This window comes from Saprospiraceae bacterium, from assembly GCA_026129545.1.
In the GTDB taxonomy this organism is placed as follows: domain Bacteria; phylum Bacteroidota; class Bacteroidia; order Chitinophagales; family Saprospiraceae; genus M3007.
This window is the reverse complement of record JAHCHX010000004.1, coordinates 20,215-37,671: the sequence shown is the minus strand read 5'-3', so window position 1 is coordinate 37,671 and position 17,457 is coordinate 20,215. Positions and strand designations below refer to the sequence as shown.

The following is a 17,457-nucleotide window of genomic DNA, read 5'->3' as shown; positions in this document are numbered from 1 at the left end:
CGTCAGAATATTTTCAAAAAATTGCGCGACACCCAACGCTCATCGAGGCCGATTTTGGACCAAGTGCCTTTTTGTTCAAAAATGAAGACCACCTCGCCCCGCAAATAGGTGCCGACGATGGAAAAATTGGTACCCGGCCCCGAGCGGACATTGAGCCTATCGGCGTTGGCCACTTCGGCCATTTGCACATCGGTGACGAAATTGCCCGCCACCCATTCCTCGCGGTTTTTGGCGATTTTATACCAACCGTTTTGCACTCGATAAATCCGCAAAATAGCGCCCAGCGAAGTGGCCCCCACCCTCGAAAACTGCGTGCCGGGGCCAGTACGGATGTTTAGGCTTTGAGCGGTGACGTAGCCAAATTTGAGCACCCCCGTCAATTGCCCCCCAAAATGACCGCCCAAGGCCCTCGTCACGAGCGGCAGGAAGTTAGCCTGCGCGTGCGCTACTTTGTTGCCTCCAAAAAAGGCTGTGCCCGGGCATGATTTCACGGAGCCGCTGTTGCCGTTGGTGCGCGCGCCCGTGTTGAGGTCGAACCAGTGGTGATACACGATTCTGTCCGTGTTGACGGGCAGCCCAAAACGCTTGACGATAGCGGCTGCCGAACGCACGATGACATCCCGGTGTGCTGCGGTCATGTTGTCCTTGCCAGCATCGAAATAGCCCACGTTTTCCACACAGATAGCGTTGGCATTGCGCCCTTTGATGCAAGCAGGCGACAGTTCGAGGCTGCGGCCAGTGGCAATCATGCCATCGGGAAAAGTGGTGAAATGTTGGCCTATATCTGCCCAACCGTTGTAATTGACATGATAGTTTTTCATGCCCACCAGCAAAGAGAAATGATTGCTCCCCGTGAAATTGGCATAACTCGGCGAGAAGGTGTGGTGTTGCTGCAATGTCAGCACTGTGCGGGTCACTTGGCGAGCAGCCATCCATTGCTCGAACTCATCAATGGTCATTAGGGTAAATCCATTTCTTGTAACCATCGGCCTTTTTTTGATTGTGAGTAACTACATTGGGCAGGGGCAGCGCCCCAAGACATATTCCGAGGCGCTGCCCCTGCCTAAGGTAATTACGATTGTGAATGATAAAGAGCCTCCACGCAAGGCTCCAAAACTGAACGATGCGCGACCTCGAGGAAGTGCAAGGATAGTGAAAATTTCGTTCACCGATGAACCACCAGTTTCTTGGGCCAGTGCGATACGGGCTGGCGCGTTTGACAGTAGTAAGTGATTGAGAGGCAAAAATTTTCAGGCTCAAATAGTGTCAAGCCTTGGCCAAGCGGGTCATGAACCACACCTCAAACCCCGTGTAAACCACATAACAAAGCAAGAAAATGCCCACAAACCATTCGTTTTCGGGTTTTGCCGCACGTTGGTAAACAAACAGAAAGATGAGCGCCAGCACCATTTTGCCGAACACGGAGCCTGACACGAGATTGATGAATGCCGCTCTGCTCTTGCTTTGCACGGCATTTTTGCCAGCAAAAAAAAGTCCGAGGCATACAAGGGTAAAAAGCAGGACGGAGGCGACCGCAAATTTCCAGTGCGCCTGCGCTTCGGGCAAGCCAAAATGCAACGCAGATAGTGCGGCTGCCGTGCCAGCCGTCACCAATGCAAGCCATTTGAAAAAAACTGAGGAATCCATGCGGCAAATGTAGGCATCACGCGCCACTCGCGTCACTCCACTTTTGCGGCGCTTCTATCCAGCACTTCCTCGTAGTAAGCTTCATAGTGCGGCAGAATGTTTTCGATGTCGAATCGCTTGGCTTGAGCAAGCGCATTGGCGCGAAATTTTTGCAGCATATCTTCATCTTCGAGCAGTTGTATGGCATATTGGGCCATTTCATCCACATGGCCGGGGCAGCTCATGAAGCCGGTCACGCCGTGTATATTCACTTCCGGGAGGCCGCCGCTGTTGGAGGAGATGACGGGTACCTCGCAGGCCATGGCCTCCAAGGCCGCCAAGCCAAAGCTCTCATTTTCAGACGGGATGAGAAAGAGGTCGCAGATGGCGAGCAGCTCTTCTATAGCGTCCTGCTTGCCGAGAAAACGCACTTCCTTGGAGAGGCCCAAGTCGCGGGCCAGGCGTTCCACATTTTGGCGCTCCGGCCCGTCGCCAATCATCAGCAGTTTGGAGGGCACTTTTTCGTGGACTTGTTTGAAGATTAGCACTACGTCTTCCACTCGTTTCACCTTGCGGAAGTTCGACGTGTGTGCCAGAATGCGCTCACCTTCAGGCGCGATGATTTTTTTGAAATGCTCTTTGTTGGTTTTTCTAAATCTTTCAAAATCAATAAAGTTATAGACCACTCGAATATCGCGTTGAATATCGAAAAGCCGCAGGGTGTCGTCCTTCAAGTTTTGAGAGACCGCCGTGACGCCGTCGCTTTTGTTGATGCTGAATTCGACGACTGGCGCGAATGCGCGGTTGTTGCCCACAAGCGTGATGTCCGTGCCATGAAGCGTCGTCACCACTGGAAGATAGCGCCCCTGCGTGAGCAAGATTTTTTTAGCCATGTATGCCACTGCCGCGTGCGGAATCGCATAATGGACGTGTAGGATGTCAAGGTTGGAGTATTGCACCACGTCCACGATTTTGGAAGCCAGCGCCGTGTCGTAAGGCGGGTATTCAAACAAGGGGTAGTCCTCGCTATCCACCTCGTGATAAAACACATTGGCATCAAAATGCGCCAGCCGGACAGGCCGCCTGTAAGTGATGAAATGAATTTCATGCCCCCGCCGGGCAAGACCAAGACCCAATTCTGTGGCAACCACGCCGGAGCCGCCATAAGTAGGGTAACAGACGATACCTATCTTCATTTTCTGCTGTTTATTGCTCAATAAAAAACAGGTGGCAAAACAATCAGACAGGCGCTTTGTTGCCGTTCGCTTATCGGACGACGGCTACAGAACCACTTTTTGAAAACCGCTTCGCCTCGCCCCCATTTTCCAACACAAACGCCGCATGAAACACATAGACACCGGGCGGGACCAGTTTTCCCCTGTATGTCCCGTTCCAACTTTGTTGAGGCTGATTGCCCTCAAAAATCAGCCCGCCCCATCGGTCGTAAATTCGGATTGAGTATGCTGACACGTTACAGCCCGTTTGGAGGCCAAACATCCCGTTTGCATCTCCCAACTCGGGTTTTATCACATTTGGGAAATAGACAAAGCACTCTGCGCATGGTGCTACGTCCACTTGTATTGAGTCAGCCAATTGGCACCCCTCAGGCGATTCAGCCAATAAAACATAAACCCCCTTTTCGGAAAAAAGGCGCCCCAGCCCCTGAAATCCATCAGCCCAAGCATACTGCCACCCTAACGGTGCCACAAGGTCAATAAGCACTGACTGCTTCTCGCACAACAGGGTGTCAGACGGCAGCGGAGGCTGGGGAAAATCTATGGCCGATACTTGCACCTTACCCTCATCCGTGCAGCCGCCGCCATTGGTGACCGTGACGCTATAACTGCCCGGATACATCACTTCCCGCACATCTCCCTCGACTCCATCGCTCCAAGCATATTGCCAGTCCGGCGCTCCGCCAACACGGATATCAATAGCAGTGCCGACACAGATAGCGGTATCGGGTGGCAGTCCGATTTGTGGCTTTGGTTTGATATGGATATTGAACCAGGCAGTATCGCGGCACCCCATCTGTTCAAATATGTGCCGCACTTCCCAATCTCCACTATCGAGAAATATCACGCCGGGTGGATGCCCTCCCGAAAAGACACTGGGGGTGCCTTTCTGAAAAACCCAACTCGAATAGCCTTGCGCTAAACTATCGCGGCGAAATCGAATCGTGTCGCCCACGCAAGCAAGCGTGTCCGATGCGAACAACTGTGCGTTGAAAACAGGCAAATCGGCACAATAATCACTAACATTTATGGACTGAGCATATCTATTGGCCGAACGCCCGACGATTCTGGAAACATCTTGAGTCTTCCAAGTTGGCGGAGTCAACGGATTCAACAAAGTATCGCGAGTGCCTATCGGACACATCAAACCAATGGGGCAATCGGCCAACAAACTGTCGAAAGAAGTTTTGGCAAATACGAAAGCACGCAGCGGATTGCGCTTACTGAATGAAACCCACGCCAGCGCATTGTCCGTCGTGGGAATTAGCCTATTTGCAACGCCCTCTTTCGACGGCACGAAAAAACCATTGGAGAATTGGCCGTTCAAATCAAAACTCATGAACACGCGCTGGTCAGGCAATTCGGCTCCCTGAAAAGAGACAATGAGATGGGTTTGCGCACCATCCAAAATCAATGCGCCATTTGAATAAGAGTCCGTCGGCACCTCTAATGTCTTTATCCATTCCAATCCCCCTGCTTGCAGCGCCCCCAACAACAGCCGGTTCGTCGTTTTGCCCAAAAAAAACAAACGCCCGTCAGGATGTTCGCAAGCACCGAGAAAAGTAAAGTCAGGCAAAGACAGGAAATCGGAAATTTGGCCAGATTCGCTTACTCCAAGCAGATGGCCAACCGACTGAGTGGCGTTTCCGGTCACAAGCATCAAAAGAATGCGCCGACCGGGCAACATTTGCATTTTGGACACCGCTATTGTGCTCAGGGAGGTTGACAAATCTTTTTCCCACAGAGCGATGCCGTCGTTATTAAGCAAAGCCAAATAACGACGATTGAGCGTCGGCGGGTATCGTGCTGCCACAAAAGTGTACCCTTCCGAATGTTCCAAAAAATCGTCGAGCAGCCCTACCCCAGCCATCTGCCTATTCCATTGCACGGAACCATCAGGGGCCAATTTTACCAAGGCCCATCCCTGCTGCATCACTTGCGACTGATACGATTTGCTCGCCATCACAATGCACCCGTTGTCGGTGGTAGCCACAATAGGAGCCTCTACAAGCCCCTCGTCGCCTGAAATATCGGGATGGGCACGCAGGCCAACGCTCCACGCCACCGCACCGTTCGGCTCCAGACAAGTGACATACAATCGAGTCGAATCGCTATTGACCGAATGTGAAATGAGAAACCTGCCGTCAGGACGTTGCGCCGCGTTGTATGGTATGACAAATCCCCCATTAGCCGGCATATACTCTTTCTGAAACGACTGGCAGAACATTGCTCTCGCCGCAACAAAAAGCCAAAAAAGTGTGATAAGCTGGCGGTAGCACATGGCGATATTTTTTCACCAACAGATGTAGAGATCGAATGGGGCCTTTTTATGGTCAACGCTTCGTCACCCGATTGCGTGTCACATATCTCTGTCTATTGTGCCGAAAGTGCGTCGCCTCGGTGTAGCGCATAAATCATTAACCCTTCAGCACAAGGTTGTCAATCAATCGCACATCTCCCGCAAAAGCAGCCACGCAGGCCACGATAAAGTCACTGTCCGACCATTGACGAACTGGCAGCAGCGAAACCCCATCCACCACATCGAAATACTCGGGCTTCAGGCCAGCAGCCGCGAGCCGCCGCATGGCCTCATGCCGCACCTCAGAGGCTGATTGTTGCTGGAGCGCCGCTTGTGCCCATCGCATGGTCTGATAAATGACTGGCGCGACAGCACGCATCGCGGGCGTGAGGCGCATATTGCGGCTACTCATGGCCAGCCCGTCGGGCTCTCGAACGGTGGGGCACATCACCAGTTGCACGGGCAATCGCAACTGACGAATCATATCGCGCACGATGCTGAGCTGCTGGAAATCTTTTTGCCCCATGTAAAGCCGATGTGGCCGCACGATGTCAAGCAGGCGATGCACCACCGTCGCCATGCCTTTGAAATGACCGGGGCGGAACTCGCCCTCCATCACCTTGTCCAGATGCCCAAAGTCCAAGTCAAGGGTCAAGTCCACGCCGGGAGGATACACCTCCGCCACCGGCGGCATAAAAAGCGCGTCGCAGTCGGCGCTGATGAGCAGCGCCGTGTCTTTTTCTGGCAGACGCGGATATTTTTCCAAATCCTTGGGGTCGTTGAATTGGGTCGGATTGACAAAAATGCTGGCAACGGCAAGGCAGCCGTCGCGCTTAGCCATGCGGATGAGCTCGAGGTGGCCGTCGTGCAAGGCTCCCATGGTGGGAGCAAAACCGATGACGCGCCCCTTGCCGCGAGCCGCGTCCAGCCAAGTCTGCAAGGTTGCAACTTCTTTGAAAATGAGCATGAAATGGGAAAAGTTGGTTTCGTGGGGCGAAGATTGGCATTTCTCCGAATAGCGTCGCCAAACTTTTACACCAGCAGTTCCGTTTCGCCCGCCACTTCGAGGCCCGCGTTCCGGCCTGAGCCTTCAAAGATGCGGCGGCCATTTTCCAACAGTTCCACTTGCACCTCGGCCTGAAGGCTCTCCTGAATTTTTCCCGTCATTTCCCCTGCTATGGGCGATTTGAGCGCCGTGCCCGCCGCTTGTTGGGCGAGCAGCCGCAGTTCTGTTTTGGGATTTTTGAAAATCAACTCCACTTGTTCGTCGCGGATGGCAAGCCGCTTGCGCGCGCCCGTGTAGGTGGCGAATCGGAACAATCGCCCGTCAAGCCAAAAGCCGCTGATAAAACCAATGAAATAGCTGCCCAACCACGGGATGTGTGCCACCGATGCCATGAGCGACGCTCGGTCGTGTGTGTCAAAATGATTGGTTTGCATCCACAAGTATGCGCGGGGGAAAGAGCGCCCCCAGTCTTTTTCGATGTAGCCCTTCCCGTTTGCAAAGTCTATTTCCTCATCCCCCATTTTCAATTTCCCCTCGAGCGAGTGATGTAGGCTGACGATGCCGTGAAAGCATTCCATGAACGGCACAAAGGAATACCAACCCATGATGCCCGGCGCGCCAAGCATTTTAGGCCAAGGAGTAGGGTTTTGAAAGCGAATTTCGCCCGCGAGGCCCGGCAAGTCGAGTTTGACTTTTTGGGCGGAAAACAAATTTTCTCCCACAAAAACCTCAAACCCCCGCTCCGCAGGTCGAAAGGCATCGGCTGAAAAGCGGTGGTATTGCGCCCGACAAGCCTTGCCATCCATCACCTGCACGAACGAGTGTCGCTCACCGTGTTGGCCCATCGAAATACCCGGAATGAGAGCCAACGCATGACGCTCGTCGGGGGAGACTACCTTGAAATACCAGCCCTCGAAGTAGCGACGGGTGCGGCCCCAGCCGTGATACTCATCGGGATACCAAGTGGCGCGTAGGCGTTTTAAAAGCGACATATTGCAGGGTTGTAGTCGAATGATTCGGTTATGGAGGACAAATCCAATTGGCTCGATTGAGAATTGGATGGTCGCCGAGAATCAACGTTCAAATGTGTTTTGAGTTGACTGCGGCTGCAAATTCGATGACTGGCAACCTCACAGCTTATCTGATTTGGCTCGCAAGAGATGGTCGGCCAAAACCAGGGCGGCCATGGCCTCCACGATTGGCACGGCACGCGGCACCACACAGGGGTCGTGTCGGCCTTTGCCTTTCACCACGACAGGCTCTCCTTTTTTGTTGATGGAAATTTGGTCGCGCATGATGGTCGCAATGGGCTTGAAGGCCACTCGGAAGTAAATGTCCATTCCATTGGAGATGCCCCCTTGGATGCCTCCAGAATGGTTGGTAAGCGTGGACGGTGCCCCTTCCCCTGCCTTCTTTTCTCCACTTTTTGGCACAAAAAGGTCATTGTGCTGGGAGCCCAGCATTTTCACCCCTTCAAAGCCGGAGCCGTACTCAAACCCCTTTGCGGCATTGATGCTCAACATGGCTTTGCCAAGGTCGGCGTGCAGCTTGTCGAACACGGGAGCGCCCAGCCCGGGAGGGCAGCCGCGCACCACGCCCGTCACCACGCCCCCAAGCGTGTCGCCAGCCTTGCGCACCTTTTTGATGAGGCGAATCATCTTGTCGGCCATGGCGGGTTCGGGGCAACGCACGTCGTTGGTCTCGGTAAGGGCAAGGTCAAGTTCGGCGTAGTTTTTTTTCAGTTCCAAATGCCCGACTTGACTGACGTAGGCTTGCAGCTCGATGCCTTGTGTTTTCAAAAATAATTTTGCCACCGCGCCCGCCGCTACCCGAGCAGCCGTCTCGCGTGCGCTGCTGCGGCCCCCGCCCCGATAGTCGCGACGGCCAAATTTTGCCTCCCAGGTGTAATCGGCATGGCTGGGGCGAAAAGCGTCGGCCAGATGGTCGTAGTCGCGGCTGCGCTGGTCTTCGTTGGGGATGAGCAAGGCGATGGGCGCCCCGGTGGTCTTGCCTTCAAAAACACCGCTCAGCACTTGCACGGTGTCGCTTTCCTTGCGCTGTGTAACGATGGCGCTCTGACCGGGCCGGCGGCGGGCGAGTTCTTGTTGAATGAACTCTAGGTCAACATCCAACCCAGCCGGGCAGCCGTCCACGACGCAGCCGATGGCCGTGCCGTGCGATTCGCCAAAAGTGGTGACGCGAAAGAGGGAGCCGAGGGAGTTGCCGGGCATGGGAGAAATAGCGATTTAATCAGCGACAAAGGAAACGGTTTTATACTTCGTGCCGTCAAGTTTTCAGCGCAATTGAAGTAGCAACCTATAACTTGATTCGCTGGGATTTGTCAGGGGGGCATGATTGCTCTTCCTGTTTCTGGACAGGTTGCGCTTTTAGCCATCCCAAAGCTTGGCGGCGCGAAGTATATTTAGTACCAAAATGGCAATCGCGGCGAGCTGAAAAACCTTGATGGGGCACAGTATATGCCCCATAGTGTTGTCGGCAACCGAACAGATGGGGTTGAAAAAACAATCGGGGCAACGCATCACACAATGCGCTGCCCCGATTGGCAAGCATACTTGAAGCCGCCTTATTCCTTCTCCTGCTTGTAATTCTTCAAATACGCCTCCCACGGTGTCTTTTTGTGACTGTCGGTACCGAAGTAATTGAGCACCGCTTCCATTTTCGCCGCGTCCTGAAAGCCGGGCAAAGGCTGGATGACACCCTGATTTTCATCCAAAAAGACGACGGTCGGATAGGTCAGGCGGTTGTTGAGCCATTCGGCGGCCAGCTCGTGGTGGCCGCTAGCTCCATTTTTCTTGAACTGATAGGTTTTGTCCTTGTAGAGGATTTCCTTTTGCTGCTCGGCGTTGAATTTCACCGGGTAGTAATTGTCATTGAGGTATTGCACTACTGCGGGATTCATAAACGTGGTGGAGTCCATGCGCTTGCACCAGCCACACCAGTCGGTGTAAACATCCACAAAGATTTTGCGCTTGTCGGTTTTGCTTTTTTCGAGCGCATCTTCCAAGCTCATCCATTTCACCCGCACGGGATTGACGGCGGCGACTTCTGGGGCGTTTTTGGCGATGGTGCTGCCGATACCCCGAGTGGTGGTGGTGCTCGAGCTCGAGTTGGCTTCTGAAGGCCGTGCGGTGGTGCTGCGTGGCGACGTGGGCTGCGCGGCACCCGCCGGGCTGGCATCCAGACGCGATTTGGTCGCCTTGTTGTCCAATGTTTGAGGAGAGCGGCCGTCGGTTTGCGAGGAGGAGTCGCCGCCTCTTGGCTGGGTGGTGGAAGGCGACAGGCTGGTTCGCGTGGAGCCGGCGGGCTGCGCATTGGAGCGGGGATTCGTCTGGGCCGACGCTGCGAGGGCCAAGAGAGCGATTAAGCAAGTTACGAGGAGTTTGCGCATAGCGGAAACTTTCAGTTTTGATTATTAAAAAACAAAAGTAGCGCCCTTAGAACCGAAAAACAAAAACTCGTCACGCCCCAACAGGTTTATTTAAAAGAACTTTAACCCCCCTTTCTCGTTCAAACCCACTTTGTGAGCGCCTTGTACTCGTAGGCAGTCATTTTTTCCAGCAAACCGGTCACATCGGGCGCGTCGAGGCATAGGTTGCGGTTGTCGGGTTTCAAAAAGCCATTGGCTACCATGTTGTCGAGCATTTGCAGCAAGGGGTCGTAATATCCGCGTACGTTGAGCAGGCCAATGGGCTTGCGGTATTGGTGAAGCTGGGCCAAGGTGAGCGCCTCAAAGTGCTCGTCCATGGAGCCGTAGCCGCCGGGCATCGTGATGACGCCATCGGTGCCGTTGAGCAGCAGCACCCGGCGCTCCGACATGGTTTCCACGTGCAGCATATCCGTCACGCCGGGATGCCCCAATTCGAGGCCATGCAACTGATGTGTGATGATGCCCGTGAGATGGCCGCCGTGTGCCAAAACCGCATCGGCCAACACCCCCATCAGCCCTACGCTGCCACCGCCAAACACGACTCGGATACCACGCTGGGCAAGGGTCTTTCCCAATTCTGTGGCGGCTTCGGCAAACCAAGAGTGGGAACCTTTGTTCGCGCCGCAAAAAACTGCTATGCTGTTCATAATGTGGGCAAATATCTGACACGTCGTTAAAGTCCTCTTTAATTTTTTCATCGGCGGTTATCTTTGCCCTGTTGTTTTTATCCGTATTGACCAAACCGATTTCCCATGAACAGATTTTTCATCGTATTCACCGCGTTCATCGCAAGCATTTTGTTTGCTTGCAAAAAAGATGAAGGCCCCTCCCCTACCGCATTTACTTTCAAACTCTCTGTCAACAACGAGCTCAGCCCGTTGGGCTATCAATTCTCCGTGTTCCTCAGCAACGCGGAAGGCAAGGTGCTGGCTTACAAGGAAATACCCGGCAATGCCACCGAAACGCTGGAAGTGTCCGACGCAAGCCCTGACGACCGGCTTGACTGCACCGTGGTGAAAATCGAGACCCTCAACGCGCCTGGTTCGGGCGTGAAAGACACCTTCGTGACCCTGACCACTTACACCAACATCGGTCATGGCGAGACGCTGAACCTCCGCCAATTGCTCTATCAGCAAGTGACGGACTTGAACGTGACGTTCACGGGTGCCCAATCGGTTGACACCATTATCGTGTCCGAGGGGCTTACATTTTCCCGACCGCAACCTTCCAACAATTTTACAGGTCAATATCGCGTGTTGCACACCGGAAAAATTTGGCTGCGCATCAGGGTGAACGGCGAGCCGACGTGGCGGTTTGTCCTGTTCAATAACGTAAGCGGGCCTGTGTTCAACACCACGATTGATGCCAACCTGCTGTTCCCGATTTTTGCCGCTCCCGCCAAAATGTCTTTTCCCTTCACCGCCGCTTGGGAATATAAGGTGGACGGCGTGGTGGATACGGCTTCCTTGCGATTTCTCGCATTGGGCGATTTGCTGCGTGCGCCGGGCGGCGCGATACCCGTTTTTAGCGACGTGGATATTTTTGAGCCAATCACAAACGATGTGTTCAACCCCGGCCCAAAGCCTTACAACGGCTTTCGCGTGCGTGTGAGCGGCAGCGACAACACGCCCGGTGGATACACCTATTTCTGCGATTTTTTCGCTCCCAGCATCCCGGCCAATCTGCCCACTCCAACTTTCGACCTGTTGCCGACGGTGTTGGCCGATAATCGCTTGGTAGCCACTCAATGCGTGGGCAACTTCGATGTGTTGGTGTTTGCCCGTTCGCGCACCAGCACGCCAAACATCACTTGGGAGGTAAACACCGCCCCTGCAAATGGCGTGGTGATTTATCGGCTGCCCGACGTGCCGACAGGCCTCGGGACGGCTTTCCCCGCCCTGAGAAATTATGATTTCGGAGGCGTGGTGCGAGCGAGAGCCGAAGCCTATCAGACGCTGAACTACGACGGAGCCATCCGCCAAAAACTCTTGAACGCTGACCCGCTCTGGCAGGCCAAGGCGGGGTATCTGGGGCGAGAAGAGTTTCAATAAGGATGTCGGGTTAGAGGTTAGAGAGACCATCTGAAACAACCTCATTTGAAAACACCGCCGCCCTTCAACCCCGTCCGCCTCGCTTGGCCGGGCAAGCCCTTCAACTTTTTTTACCATGACAATACAAAACGCACAACAGAGAGTGGACGAATGGATTAACACCATCGGGGTTCGGTATTACGGCGAGCTGACCAATACCGCCATTTTGATGGAGGAAGTGGGTGAAGTGGCTCGACTGATGGCGCGGCTCTATGGCGAGCAGTCGTTCAAGACACCCGAACAAGCCGCTAGCGCCCACACGGATTTGGCCGATGAAATGGCCGACGTGTTGTTTGTGCTCATCTGTCTCGCCAACCAGACTAGCGTGGACTTGACAGAGGCGTTGAAGAAAAATTTGGAGAAAAAAACAGCCCGCGACGCAGCCCGCCATGCGGCCAACGAAAAGTTGCGTTGACTACATTCGTTCCACCACTCCCTTGCCCGTCAGCTGGCCTCCCTGCCAAAGTTGCCAAAAATAAATGCCTGCGGGAAGATGCCCAAGATGCAGCCTTGCCTGAGGGTCGGGCAAGGCAGCCCTGAACACGACGCGCCCCCAGTCATCCGCCAAAAGCCAATGAGCGGCCGCGTCCGGCACCCGCTTGGTGCGTATTGTCAGCCAATCGGAGAAAGGATTGGGAAAAATGCCATCGCCGTCGCCACAATCCACCGTTGGCTCCAAAAGCGGAATCACCCACACAATGCTGCACCCCAGAGCGTCGCTCAAAGTGCAGCGATAGGTGCCAGCCACTAAGCCAACGAGCGATTCCGTCGTGTCGCCCGTTTCCCAGAGCCATTGGAAAGGTGCCAGCCCAAGGGTGGGAGCCACTGTCAGCGCACCATCCGAATAGCCCGGGCAGGTAATAGGCTCTACCTGAACCGCGGCGCCCAATCTTCCCTCCTGCATAATGTGAACACTGTCTGTGGCGATACAGCCGTCGGCATCTGTCACCGTCAGCCGATAGGTGCCAGCCGCCAAACCCGTGCGCTCCGAGGCGATACTCCCGTCTTCCCATTCAAACACGAACGGCGCATCCCCAACGGCTGAAAGCACCGCGCTGCCGCCAGCGGTATCGCCGCAGACAAGTGGCTCTACCGCGGCAGAGAGCAAGGGCGCGGTTTTTTCGACGATTGAAATGGGCACCACCAAAGACGAGCCGCGAGCATCCGTGACGCTAAAATTGTAATTGCCAATGGGCAAATCATGGAGGTTTTGACCCATTGCTGCGTCTGACGACCACACGAAAGCGTATGGCTCGCAACCATCGGTCACGTCGAAGGTCACAGAGCCAACATCGTCGCCGGGACAAGGCAACTGGATTTGTGGCGGCGACGCGAGCGCGGGTGGGGGGCGCTCAAAAACGCCTATGTCCACGATGCCGCCTTGTATGCGGGGTTGGCCGTTGAGGTCGAAAGGAATAGCGGCGGCGGCGGTGTTGTCGCCTGCACCCACGAGGGGCGAGCAGGGCGAGAGCCTAAAATCGCCGATGCTTGCTTGCTGAAACATTGGCGTCACGCCCGTCAGGTTGCCGGGGCCAAAGGTCGCGTTGGAAAGCGGATTGACCAATGGGCCATTGAAGTAGCAGTGTTCGTAGTGGGGTTTCAGATAGCCCGGTATGGTGTAGGAGATGAGGGAGTCGTTGGAAAGCGTCACGCCCCGGTTGTTCGTGAAAATCGTGTTCTTGACAAATGCTTGCCCCGAATACCAGATAGTGGAATAGTCCGCTGCCGACACGTTGGAGTCGAAATGGCTGTTGAGCACGTTTAATACACCATCATAAGTGCCGAACATGAAGTCAAAAGCGTGGTTTTTTCGGAAAAGACAATTTTGCACATAGACGGTGTTCGACTCGTTTTCCCAAAAATTGAGCATTTTTTCATTCTGCTCAAAAATGCAATGCCGAATGAGGCATTCCTTGGGAAACAGGTGCAAAAGCGTGCTAAATGTTTGATTGTTTTTGATGAGCGAGTTGGACAGCGTGGCGTGTGTGTTGTTGCCAGCGACCATTGCCGAAAACACGCTACCCCTGTTGTTCAGAAAAGAGCAGCTGTCCACGATTATCCGGGTCTGTTCGGGGTTTGCCAATCCGCCCCCACTCACTACCAGCACGGACTGTTGGTGGGCCTTGAAGTGGCAATCGTGCAGTCGAACCGAACGTGCGTGCGTGCTGCTCAACACCATCACGGTGCCCATGTTGGTCCCGTTCTCTTCAAACGTGCAACGGTTTATCGCAACATTGCTCCCCGTGGTATTTTGGCCTCTAAAATAAACGGCGGAGGCGTTGTTGCTGACGTTTTTAGTGAACTGGCAGTTGCGCACCGAAAAAGTATCGGGGCCGCCCATGTCCCACAGATAAATCGCGCCACCTGCCTGGCTGTTCAGCGAAGCGTTGTTGAGAGCGCACCGGTTTTCAACAAACTGGCAATTTTCGATAACGGGGCCTTTGCCTGCCAGTGTTCTGCCCAAGCTGAAAATAGCCCCGCCATTCCCGCTGCCCGTGCGGTTTTTTTCAAAATAACATGATTGGATGCGGGTGGCATTGAACACGTCACTCAAGGCAACCGCGCCACCCGATTCGTTGGACTTATTGAACGAAAAACGGCACTCCACGAAACGGGTGTGCATCTGCGTGGCGGAGACATACACCGCGCCGCCGACACGGGCCTCGTTGCTGACAAACTCGCAATTTTCAAAAACGGAGTAATCCGCCCCCTGCGAGAATATCTGCACGGCACCGCCCGCGTCGGAAGCCCAGTTGAGTTGGAAGAGACAGTTTCGGATTCGCGCCGCCGACACCCCCGATGTGCTCGGCACCAGCACAAAAATGCCGCCGCCGTCGGCACCGTTGCCGCTGAGGTTGGCGTTGCCGTATCTGAACGTGAAGCCATCCACGACGGTGTTGCTGTCTGGGCTTTCCAAGGTCATGACGTGCAGCGAGTTGTCGGTGAAAAGCAGAAAGGAGCCGAGGTTGCCGCTTAGTTCGACCGGGTGCGCTTGCCAGTCGCGTTCGTCCAAGGCCGTCTCCGTGCCAGCAAAGCCCCCGAATAGGCGGACACCGTTTTTGACTTTGAAAGAGATGGTGCGGTCGGTGGTAGCGGTGGGGTAGTAGGTGCCTTCCGCTACCCAAATCGTGTCGCCATATTGGGCGAGCGATAGTGCCGATTGCAGGTCGGTGAAAGCATCGAACCACGAGGAGCCGTCGTCAAAGCCGGGTGCTTGCTCGCTGACGTAGATGCGTTTGCTTTGCGCGGAGACTTGCGAAACGAAAGCGATTAAGAGCAGGAGTAAAGATTTTTTCATGAGCGATTGAAATATCGGTATTAACAACCCAAAAGTACGGGCGCACGGCTGTTCAAAATTGTTATTGATTATCAATTTTGAGAAAATAACATCCGTCGGATAAATGTCATTTCGGATAAATGCAAGACTTTTACACCGCTTTGAAAATGCCGATCTTCCTATCGAGCTCGGCATTTTTGCATTTTTGTCACAATTGTCCACCTGCCGACGGGAGCGCCTCGCGTCGCCGCCTCGGCACAACAACAATTCAATTGTTTTTTCTTCAATGGGTAACTTGAAATACTCGCAGTACGACCCCGCCATTTTGCAGCGTCTTCCCGCCATTGTGAAAGCCTATCAACTCCCTGATTCAAAAAAGGCCACCATCCAAATCCTCAATTCTTTTTTGCCTTTTGTAGCTATATGGACGGCGATGTATCTGCTGCTCGACGTGTCTCTATGGCTCACGTTTTTGTTGGCAGCCGTCAATGCTTTCTTCCTCGTGCGGATTTTCATCATTCAGCACGACTGTGGGCACCAATCTTTTACGACCTCGCGCAAAGCCAACGATATCATCGGCGAAATTTGCAGCCTCATCAGCTTCATGCCCTATCGCTACTGGGCGAAAAGCCACAACTTCCACCACGGCCACAATGGCATCTTGTGGGAACACCGCGACATCGGCGACATCAACCTGCTGACGGTGAAGGAATTCAGGCAACTCAGCCGCTTGGAGAAAATACGCTATATCGTGTTCCGCAGCGCACCAGTATTGTTCGTCATCGGCCCGGTATGGTACCTACTCGTGCACAGCCGGATACCGTTGATCAACATGAAAGGCTGGGAACACGCCCGCCGCTCGCTGATGAAACACAACTTGCTGCTGCTGGCAGTGCATCTCGGCATTATCCTGTTATTGGGCTACGAGGCGTTCCTGCTCGTGCACCTGCCGATTCTGGTATTTTTTGCCATCATCGCCGTGTGGTTTTTCTATGTGCAACACCAACACGAGACCACCTACAAACAGTGGAAAGACAAGTGGGACTACATCCGCGCTGCCGTGCAAGGCAGCACTTACTACAAGCTGCCACGCCTTTTCCACTGGCTGACGGGCAACATAGGCTACCATCACATTCACCACCTCAATCCGTTGGTGCCCAACTACGAACTGGCGCGATGCCACCACGAGAACCCTATTCTCGACAAAGTGGCGAACAAAATCACCTTTTGGCAAAGCCTGCGCTGCATCTTCAACAAACTTTGGGACGAGGAGCAAGAGCGCATGATTTCGTTCCGCGAATACCTCAGGAGAAGAAAGTTGGAACGCAGGGGTTGAAGAGAGGTTGAAGGGCTTGACCGGGGCAAGCCCTTCAATCCATTTGAATTCTGGCTCGTCAAACCGCCTTATTTCCCCAACCTTCCTACCTTGCGGCTGTTTCAATTTTTTTGAAAATTAAAAACACCGTCCCGCCAGCCGTGTCGCTGCCGCAACCGTCCGAACCCATGTCTCTGGAAGCCATAAAAAAGCCGATAGTCGCCGAATTGGACATCTTTGAGAGTCGCTTCCGAGATGCAATGCGCAGCAACGTCCCCTTGCTCGACAAAATCACTTGGTATATCGTGCAGCGTAAGGGCAAGCAGGTGCGACCCATGCTCGTCTTGCTCAGCGCCCGACTTTTTGGCCCTATCAATGAGGCTTCCTACACGGCTGCCTCGCTAGTGGAGCTCTTGCACACGGCGACCTTGGTGCACGATGACGTGGTGGACGATTCCAACGAGCGCCGGGGTTTTTTTTCCATCAATGCGCTTTGGAAAAACAAAGTGGCGGTCTTGGTCGGTGATTTTTTGTTGTCGCAAGGCTTGCTGCTATCGGTCAAAAACCAGCAGTATAGAATGTTGGAAATCGTCAGCCGTGCGGTGAAGGAAATGGCAGAGGGTGAATTGCTGCAAATGGAAAAGGCTCGCCGGCTCGACATCAAGGAAGAAATCTACCACGACATCATACGCCAAAAAACGGCTTCGCTCATAGCGGCAGCTTGCTGCGCTGGCTCCGTGAGCACTGCGCCGAGTGAGGAAGCGATTCAGCTCATGTGGCTTTTTGGCGAAAAAACAGGCATGGCTTTCCAAATCCGCGACGACCTGTTCGACTTCGGCGACGAAGACGTGGGCAAGCCGCTTGGCATTGATATCAAGGAGAAAAAAATGACGCTGCCGCTCATTTACACTTTGGCCAATGCCGACCGCGCCACGCGCCGTTTCATCATGAATATCGTGAAAAACGAGAGCCACAAGGCTGAGCGAGTGGCCGAGGTCATTCGACTGGTGCGCCAAAGCGGGGGCATTCAATATGCGCAGGAGGCCATGTACCGCTACCGCCGAGAGGCTTTCGATTTGCTCGACAATGTGCCAGAAAGCCCCGCTCGACAGTCGCTCAAGGATTTGCTGATGTATGTGACGGAGCGGAAGCGATAGCAAG

14 protein-coding genes are annotated in these 17,457 nt (G+C 54.1%); 4 read left to right on the top strand and 10 right to left on the bottom strand.

The features are described 5' to 3' along the window. Nucleotides 1-2: 2 nt before the first annotated feature. The 9 genes from KIS77_20320 to KIS77_20280 all read right to left on the bottom strand — a co-directional run bounded on the left by KIS77_20320 (nt 3) and on the right by KIS77_20280 (nt 10,261). Complete coding sequence (locus tag KIS77_20320; GenBank protein MCW5924676.1) at nt 3-986, bottom strand: SH3 domain-containing protein; 984 nt, start codon at nt 984-986, stop codon at nt 3-5. A gap of 280 nt (nt 987-1,266) precedes the next feature. Further along, nucleotides 1,267-1,647, bottom strand: coding sequence for a hypothetical protein (locus tag KIS77_20315; GenBank protein MCW5924675.1), 381 nt, complete (start codon nt 1,645-1,647; stop codon nt 1,267-1,269). Between the two features lie 32 nt (nt 1,648-1,679). After that, nucleotides 1,680-2,822 (bottom strand): N-acetyl-alpha-D-glucosaminyl L-malate synthase BshA, encoded by a 1,143-nt coding sequence (gene bshA / locus KIS77_20310; GenBank protein MCW5924674.1) that lies wholly within the window; start codon nt 2,820-2,822, stop codon nt 1,680-1,682. A 70-nt stretch (nt 2,823-2,892) separates the two neighbouring features. Continuing rightward, nucleotides 2,893-5,142 carry a gliding motility-associated C-terminal domain-containing protein gene (locus tag KIS77_20305; GenBank protein ID MCW5924673.1) on the bottom strand — a complete coding sequence of 750 codons (2,250 nt, stop codon included), beginning with the start codon at nt 5,140-5,142 and terminating at the stop codon, nt 2,893-2,895. Between the two features lie 136 nt (nt 5,143-5,278). Continuing rightward, on the bottom strand, nt 5,279-6,127 hold the full coding sequence (gene panC, locus KIS77_20300; GenBank protein ID MCW5924672.1) for a pantoate--beta-alanine ligase: 849 nt from the start codon (nt 6,125-6,127) through the stop codon (nt 5,279-5,281). Nucleotides 6,128-6,192: 65 nt separating this feature from the next. Beyond that, nucleotides 6,193-7,158 (bottom strand): hypothetical protein, encoded by a 966-nt coding sequence (locus KIS77_20295; GenBank protein MCW5924671.1) that lies wholly within the window; start codon nt 7,156-7,158, stop codon nt 6,193-6,195. Between the two features lie 138 nt (nt 7,159-7,296). Further along, nucleotides 7,297-8,397, bottom strand: coding sequence for a chorismate synthase (gene aroC, locus KIS77_20290; protein ID MCW5924670.1), 1,101 nt, complete (start codon nt 8,395-8,397; stop codon nt 7,297-7,299). Nucleotides 8,398-8,750: 353 nt separating this feature from the next. Next, the gene (locus KIS77_20285) at nt 8,751-9,575 is read right to left on the bottom strand and encodes a DUF255 domain-containing protein (GenBank protein MCW5924669.1); all 825 of its coding nucleotides are present in this window, start codon (nt 9,573-9,575) and stop codon (nt 8,751-8,753) included. A 119-nt stretch (nt 9,576-9,694) separates the two neighbouring features. After that, entirely contained in the window at nt 9,695-10,261 is a 567-nt protein-coding gene (locus KIS77_20280; GenBank protein MCW5924668.1) for a TIGR00730 family Rossman fold protein, read from the bottom strand. A gap of 105 nt (nt 10,262-10,366) precedes the next feature. On the opposite strand from KIS77_20280, the gene KIS77_20275 reads away from it, so the two are divergent. Next, nucleotides 10,367-11,665 (top strand): hypothetical protein, encoded by a 1,299-nt coding sequence (locus tag KIS77_20275; GenBank protein MCW5924667.1) that lies wholly within the window; start codon nt 10,367-10,369, stop codon nt 11,663-11,665. 115 nt (nt 11,666-11,780) lie between these two features. Beyond that, nucleotides 11,781-12,119, top strand: coding sequence for a nucleotide pyrophosphohydrolase (locus KIS77_20270; protein ID MCW5924666.1), 339 nt, complete (start codon nt 11,781-11,783; stop codon nt 12,117-12,119). Here the strand turns inward: KIS77_20270 and KIS77_20265 are convergent, their stop codons facing one another. Next, nucleotides 12,120-15,002 carry a right-handed parallel beta-helix repeat-containing protein gene (locus tag KIS77_20265; GenBank protein ID MCW5924665.1) on the bottom strand — a complete coding sequence of 961 codons (2,883 nt, stop codon included), beginning with the start codon at nt 15,000-15,002 and terminating at the stop codon, nt 12,120-12,122. 265 nt (nt 15,003-15,267) lie between these two features. On the opposite strand from KIS77_20265, the gene KIS77_20260 reads away from it, so the two are divergent. Both KIS77_20260 and KIS77_20255 read left to right on the top strand, forming a co-directional pair. Next, nucleotides 15,268-16,317, top strand: a complete 1,050-nt coding sequence (locus KIS77_20260) for a fatty acid desaturase (GenBank protein MCW5924664.1) — start codon at nt 15,268-15,270, stop codon at nt 16,315-16,317. Between the two features lie 167 nt (nt 16,318-16,484). Then, nucleotides 16,485-17,453, top strand: a complete 969-nt coding sequence (locus tag KIS77_20255) for a polyprenyl synthetase family protein (GenBank protein MCW5924663.1) — start codon at nt 16,485-16,487, stop codon at nt 17,451-17,453. Nucleotides 17,454-17,457: the final 4 nt, after the last annotated feature.